Here is a 3,415-nt window from a genome sequence, read left to right on the forward strand (position 1 = left end):
GGTTATGGGTCCCGGGCCAAGCCCGGGACGACACCGAGGATGTTGCACGATCAGTGAGCGAACGCACGACGCCGCGACCCGAGGCCCTGCGGCGGCGACGCGCATACAGCCGTCGTCCCGGCGAAAGCCGGGACCCATAACCACAGGATCGGGTTGGCGAGACACGCCGGGGCCACAGCGTCGTGCACTCAACCGAAATTTGTGGTTATGGGTCCCGGGCCAAGCCCGGGACGACACCGAGGATGTTGCACGACCCGCGGGTCATACTATGCCTGCGAGTCACACCTGCGCGTCATCGCGAAACGAGATTACCCGCCCAGCTGCCTCTTCACCCCGAGCGCCAGCCGGAACAGCGGATCGCTCCGCTCCGACGGATAGAGCGCGCTCCTCGTCACCTGCGGGAAATTGTCGTTCTTCCAGAACGACGCCGGCGTGAACAAGAATTTGGCGACCAGCCGCCGGCCGAAATCCATCTCGTAGGGAAAGTAGTTTTCCTTCTGCTCGGTGCCGGACATCTCCGGATACTCGCCGAGCAGATAGCCCTCCTGGATGTGCGGGCGCACCGCAGACGGCGGGCAGACGCTGGAGAGGCGCACGATCTGCAGGCCGGCCTCGGCGCTCGCGGTGATCGCGCCGCTCAGATTCGGCACGCCGAGCACATAGAGGAAGGCCGTGCCGGTCTCCGCCAGCGAGGCAAAGGAGGCGGCGATCCGGATCGAATGGGTGACGTCGAGCAGCGGCGTGGTGCAGACCTCGTAATGCTGCAGGATCGACCAGCGCAGGATGCGATGCCGCTTCAACCGCTCGAGCCCGAGCAGCTTTTCCTTGGCATATTCGGCGATCAGGATCCGCTCGGCGCGTTGCAGCGCATCGAATCGCCCGACCAGCGTCGCCTGATCGGGATTGCCGCGGCCGCCGCGAAACAGCGTCGGCTTCAGCGACGAGTTGCGCTTGATGTTCCTGAAGTCGGCGCCCTGGCCGCGAAACAGCAGCACATGATCGCGGTTGAGGAATTGCAGCTCGGCGATCTTGGTGGCGAGCTCGAGATAGGAGCCGACGCGATGGCCCGGCCCCTCCCGCACCGCCGAGTTCTTCGCGACCTGGCATCCGCGGCGGTCGAAGAACGACCAGATTTTTTGGCTGCCGATGGTTTCCATGGAGACACCAGAATTCTCAACCCGTCATTCCGGGGCAGCCTGCAAGGCTGAACCCGCAATCCATTTTTCCATGCGTGATGCGGCCCGATGGATTCCAGGCCTGCGCCACTCGGCGTATCCCGGAATGACAGCAGATATGCGGCTCGAGATCCCGGGTTCGCGCCGAGGCGCGCCCTCTGATGCGCAATTGCGCATCGGGGATGACCGCAGAGCGGTCACCGCCCCACGAGCTGATCGGCAAAATACCCGATGGTCTTGCGATAGATCACCGCCCTGTTCCACTCGCGCATCGCCTCGAAATTCGCGGTGCCCTCGCCATAGGGCGCGCCCATCTTGAAGCCGCTGGTGTGCAGGAGGTTCGCGGTCGAGGCCAGCACGTCGGCGACCGAGTGGCGCAGGTCGACATGGCCGTCGCCGTCGAAATCGACGCCATACTTGATGTAGGACGACGGCAAGAATTGCGTCTGGCCGATCTCGCCGGCATAGGCGCCGATCATGTCGTTGAGACGGAGATCGCCGCGCTGCACGATCTTGAGCGCGGCGAAGCAGCTCGCCCTGGAACAGGTCGGTGCGGCGGCAATCATGCGCCAGCGTCGCGAGCACGCGGAACACCGGCAGCTTGCCCATGTCGCCCTTGCCGAAATCGGTCTCGAGCCCCCAGATCGCGACCAGGATCTGACGCGGCACGCCATACTGCTGCTCGATCTTCGAGAGCAGCGCGGCGTGCCGCTGCAGCATCGCGCGGCCGCCATTGATGCGCCCGGGCCCAACCCGGGTTGTGACATACTGCTCGAACGTCTTGTTGAAGGTGTAGCGCTGGCGCCGGTCGAAGGCGAGCACCCCGCCATCCTGCTGCACGCTGCCGAGCGCCGCCGAGATCACGTCCTGCTGGATGCCGGCGCTCGCCGCCTCCTGCGAGAACGACTGGACGAAGCCGGGAAAACTGCCGCCGCAGCGCGCGGCGTAGGAGGGGGTGGCAAGCAGCAAGGCGCCGAATACAACCGCCAAACGACACCTGAGCATGCAAAAATCCCCCTGCTTCGATTGGCCGATCATGCCATGGAGCAAACAAGGCAGTCAAAGTGTCGGCACGACGCTCCATCCTCGGCAGGCAGCTACGCGCCTCAATCCATGTTCGCACGCTGAATGACCACGGCGCATCCATCCATCGATCGGCACGTAGCTGAAGCTCAATCCCTGAGCTGCCGCTCCAGCCCGACAAAATCGATCTCCGCCCAGCGCTCGGAGATCTTGCCGTCCCTGATCCGCCAGAACGTCATGCCGCGGAATTCGACGTGGCGGCCGGTCGGCGCAATGCCGCGCCATAGGCTGCGGTGCCGGCCGCGCCAGACGAAGCGGCCGGCGACGATGTCGCGCTCGGCCACCAGGCATTCCGCCACCGCCGACAGGTCGGCGAAGGTCTCGTGCATCGCGGCCGAATGCGCGATCACGTCCTCGGCGCTCAGCCGCTTGCCCGCCGCATGGTCGAAGAAGTCGGGCGCCAGCTGCGCGCGGATCGCCTCGGGATCGTGGCGGTTGGTCACGGCGTCGTAATGCGCGAGCACGAGCGCCTTATTGGCGTCGATTGTGGCGTTGGACATCGGCGGTGGGTTCTCGAAGGGATGGTTGTAGAAAGAGAAGGATGCGCCTCATACGCGAATCGGACGGCATGGCGCAAGTGACGATGGTCAGAAAAAGCTCGGCTTTCGGCCGTCGCTCGTTTGCGCGCCAATACGAAAGAAGGCTGCCGGGAAACTGCGCCGGCGTGCGCGGCTCCGCCGCCAGCCGTTCCCTCGCTTCTGCGCGAACGGCCGGCCTACCGGCGGTAACATCATCCGTTGGCTTGACTGCCGGTGGCATGCAAGCGGCGGTGCCCGGGGCGAGCGACGCACCGCACGGCAGCATTTGAGGACGCGACGCATGAACGCCGAAGCCGCCGGCCGCGACCAAAAGCACGGGCTGGGCAAGCCGCTTCCGCCGCCAGGCGGCCGGCCGCGCTGTCTTGTTCATGCAAAGCCGCGCCGCTAAAGCCAGGCACGCCGGCTGCAACGCCGCCTTCACTGGGGACACCATCCGATGACGCGTCTGGGGATGAGGATGTGCTGCCGATGACGATCGCCGGGGGTTTCGCACGCGCGCGCAGGGCTGCCGCTTCGATCGGTGTCGTGCTCGCGCTCGGCGCTATTTTGAGCGCAGCGATCGACACCGCCGCCGCGCAGAACGCCCCCGCCAAACGCGCGCCGGTGCAAGGCGCCGGC

2 protein-coding genes and 1 pseudogene are annotated in these 3,415 nt (G+C 65.8%); all 3 read right to left on the bottom strand.

Annotation, left to right across the window (positions count from 1 at the left end):
- Positions 1–308: 308 nt before the first annotated feature.
- Positions 309–1,157, bottom strand: a complete 849-nt coding sequence (locus AKL29_RS10775) for an FRG domain-containing protein (RefSeq protein ID WP_050384155.1) — start codon at positions 1,155–1,157, stop codon at positions 309–311.
- Between the two features lie 215 nt (positions 1,158–1,372).
- A pseudogene (locus tag AKL29_RS10780) lies at positions 1,373–2,180 on the bottom strand (lytic murein transglycosylase).
- Between the two features lie 167 nt (positions 2,181–2,347).
- Complete coding sequence (locus AKL29_RS10785) at positions 2,348–2,758, bottom strand: ester cyclase (RefSeq protein ID WP_050384156.1); 411 nt, start codon at positions 2,756–2,758, stop codon at positions 2,348–2,350.
- Positions 2,759–3,415 lie beyond the last annotated feature (657 nt).

The organism is Bradyrhizobium pachyrhizi (assembly GCF_001189245.1).
Lineage (GTDB): Bacteria > Pseudomonadota > Alphaproteobacteria > Rhizobiales > Xanthobacteraceae > Bradyrhizobium > Bradyrhizobium pachyrhizi.